At 72.7% G+C, this 3,788-nt stretch carries 1 protein-coding gene; it reads left to right on the forward strand.

The window, feature by feature from the left end:
* The coding region (locus tag ABEA87_RS42065; protein WP_345639400.1) for a type I polyketide synthase at window positions 1–3,788 on the forward strand (3,788 nt) is incomplete at both ends.

The raw sequence follows: 3,788 nt of genomic DNA on the forward strand, positions 1-3,788 counted from the left end.
ATCAGCAGACTTCCGGCGTCATCGACGCCTGGCGGTACACCATCACGTGGAAGCCACTGCCGGCACCCCAGCCCGCGACGCTGGCCGGCCACTGGCTGATCCTCACCCCACCCGACGCGCCGCAGGATGACATCGCCGGACTGCTCGCCGAGCACGGCGCAAACGTGCGGATCGTCGAGGTGACCTCGCCGGACCGTGCGGACCTGGCCGAGGCCCTCTCGGCCGGTCCGGTCGACGCGGTCGTCTCGCTGCTCGGCCTCGACGACCGGCCAGACCCGGCCGACCCGGTCCGCTCGCTCGGTATGACGGCGACGCTCGCCCTCGCGCAGGCGCTCATCGACCTGGACCTCTCGGTGCCGCTCTGGCTGGTCACCCAGGGTGCGGTGACGATCGGCGCGGACGATGCGGTACGGGCGCCGGCCCAGGCGCAGATCTGGGGCTTCGGCCGGGTGTTCAGCCTGGAGGAGCCGCAGCGCTGGGGTGGCCTGGTCGACCTGCCTGCCGAGCCGGATGACCGCACTGGCCAGCTGCTGGTCGCCGCGTTCTCCGGGGCCACCGGGGAGGACCAGGTGGCGTTGCGGCCGGCGGGATCCTTCGCCCGCCGGATGGTCCGGGCGCCGTTCGACCGTGCGGCCGAGGGCCGTTGGCAGCCGCGCGACACGGTACTGATCACCGGTGGTACCGGTGCGCTCGGCGGGCATGTGGCCCGCTGGCTCGCCACCGCCGGGGCCGAGCACCTCGTGCTGGTCAGCCGGCGCGGCACGGACGCACCGGGCGCCGCCGACCTGACCGCCGAGCTGACCGCGGCCGGCGCGCGGGTCACCGTCGCCGCGTGCGACACCGCCGACCCGGAAGCCGTCCACGCCCTCGTTCGAGACCTGCGCGAGCAGGGTGAGCGGATCAGCGCCGCCTTCCATGCCGCGGGCGTGCCGCAGGCCACCCCGATCGCCGACACCACGGCCGCCGAATTCGCCGACGTGGTGCGGGCCAAGGTGGCCGGCGCCCAGGCACTGGACCAGGCGCTCGGGGACGATCTCGACGCCTTCGTGCTGTTCTCCTCCAACGCCGGCGTGTGGGGTAGCGGCGGCCAGGGCGCGTACGCGGCCGGCAACGCCCACCTGGACGCCCTCGCCGCCGCACGCCGCGCCCGTGGCGCCACCGCCACCTCGGTCGCATGGGGATTCTGGGGCGGCGGCGGCATGGCGTCCGAAGTGGACCTGGAGGAGCAGCTGCGCCGGCGCGGCATGCGGGAAATGCAGCCGGAGCTGGCGGTGGCGGCCCTGCGCCAGGCCGTCGACGCCGACGAGACGTTCCTCGCCGTCGCCGACGTGGACTGGGCCCGCTTCGTGCCGACGTACACGATCGCGCGGCGCCGCCCGCTGATCGAGGACATCCCGGAGGTCGGCGAGGCCACCGCGCAGCCGCAGCCGCAGCAGGCCGGCGTCTCCGCGCTGGGGGAGCGGCTCGCCGGCATGTCCGAGCCGGACGCGGTGCGCTTCGTCCTCGACCTCGTCCGGACCCAGGCCGCCGCCGTGCTGGGCCACGCGTCGACCGACCAGATCGTCGGCGACCGGGCCTTCCGCGAGTTGGGCTTCGACTCGCTGACCGCGGTCGAGGTGCGCGGTCGGCTCGCCGCCGCGACCGGTCTGCGCCTGCCGGCCAGCCTGGTCTTCGACTATCCGACGCCGCAGGCACTGGCCGAGCACCTGTACCACCAGCTGGCCGGCACCACCGCCACGACCGCCGTACGCGTGGCCGTCGCGGCGAACGGGGAACCGCTGGCGATCGTGGCCATGGGCTGCCGGTACCCGGGTGGTGTGGAATCCCCGGATGACCTGTGGCGGCTGGTGGAAGCCGGCGCCGACGTGGTGTCCGACCTGCCCGACGACCGGGGCCCCGACTGGCACGAGCGCTACGACCCGGACCCGGAACGCCAGGGCACCTTCTACGCCAGCGCCGGCGGCTTCCTGGACGACGCCGGTGCGTTCGACGCGGAGTTCTTCGGTATCTCGCCGCGTGAGGCGTTGGCGATGGATCCGCAGCAGCGGTTGCTGCTGGAGACGTCGTGGGAGACCCTCGAGCGGGCGGGTATCGACCCGAAGTCGCTGCGCGGCAGCGCCACCGGTGTCTTCATCGGCGCCAGCCCCTCGGGGTACGGCGAGGCGTTCGCCACCTCCGAGGGGTACCAGCTCACCGGAGAGGCGCCCAGCGTGATGTCCGGCCGGCTGTCCTACCTCTTCGGCTTCGAGGGCCCGGCCGTCACGGTCGACACGGCGTGCTCGTCGTCACTGGTCGCGCTGCACCTCGCCGGCCAGTCCCTGCGGGCCGGGGAGTGCGACCAGGCGCTGGTCGGAGGCGCGGCAGTGATGGTGAAGCCGACCGCGTTCGTGGAGTTCTCCCGGCAGGGCGGCCTCGCGGCCGACGGCCGGTGCAAGTCGTTCGCCGAGGCGGCCGATGGTACGGGTTGGGGTGAGGGTGTCGGCATGCTGCTGCTGGAGCGGCTGTCGGACGCGCGCCGGTTGGGGCATCGGGTGCTCGCGGTGGTGCGTGGTTCTGCGGTGAACCAGGACGGTGCGTCGAATGGGCTCACCGCGCCGAATGGTCCGTCGCAGCAGCGGGTGATCCGGGCGGCGTTGGCCAACGCGGGCCTGACGCCGGCCGAGGTGGATGTGGTGGAGGCGCACGGGACGGGTACGAAGCTCGGTGACCCGATCGAGGCGCAGGCGTTGTTGGCGACGTATGGGCAGGATCGGCCGGAGGACCGGCCGTTGTGGCTGGGTTCCATCAAGTCCAACATCGGTCACACGCAGGCCGCGGCGGGGGTGGCCGGCGTCATCAAGATGGTGATGGCGATGCGGGCCGGAGTGCTGCCCCGCACGCTGCACGTGGACGCGCCATCGTCCCATGTGGACTGGACCGAGGGTGCGGTGCGGTTGCTGACCGAGCAGCGGGAGTGGGTCGGCGACGGCCCGCGCCGCGCCGGGGTCTCGGCGTTCGGGGTCTCCGGCACGAACGCGCATGTGGTGCTGGAACAGCCGCCGGTGGCCATACCGCAGGAGGAGTCTGTCCCGGGTCCGGTCGCTCAGGACGCCTCGGCCTCGGCCGCCCAGGGCGCTTCGGTTTCGGTGCCGTGGGTGTTGTCGGGTCGTAGTCGTGGTGCGGTGGCGGATCTGGCGGGTCGGTTGTTGCCGTTGGTCGATGGTGGTGACTCGGTGGCGGCGGGGTTGTTGGGTCGTGGGTTGTGGGAGTGCCGGTCGGTGGTGTTGCCGTCGGGGTTGGGTGCGGGTTTGGCGGCGTTGGCGGAGGGTCGTGAGTCGCCGTTCGTGGTGTCGGGTGAGGCGGGTTCGGATGGTCGGTTGGGTGTGGTGTTCACGGGTCAGGGTGCGCAGCGGGTGGGGATGGGTGCTGGCCTGGCACAGGTGTTTCCGGTGTTCGCGGGGGCGTTGGATGAGGTGTGTGGGCTGTTCGGGTCTGGTCTGCGGCCGGTGATTGAGTCGGGGGTGGGGTTGGAGCGGACGGGGTGGGCGCAGCCTGCGTTGTTTGCGGTGGAGGTGGCGTTGTGGCGGTTGTTGGAGTCGTTCGGGGTGCGTCCGCAGGTGGTGGCGGGGCATTCGATTGGTGAGGTTGTCGCGGCTCATGTGGCGGGGGTGTTGTCGCTTGGGGATGCGGTGCGGTTGGTGGCGGCGCGGGCGTCGTTGATGGAGGCGTTGCCTGAGGGTGGGGCGATGGTGGCGGTGAATGTGTCGGAGGACGCGGCGCTGGCGGTGTTGCCGGGTGGGGTGGCGGCG

This window comes from Rugosimonospora acidiphila, assembly GCF_039543385.1.
GTDB classification, from domain to species: domain Bacteria; phylum Actinomycetota; class Actinomycetes; order Mycobacteriales; family Micromonosporaceae; genus Rugosimonospora; species Rugosimonospora acidiphila.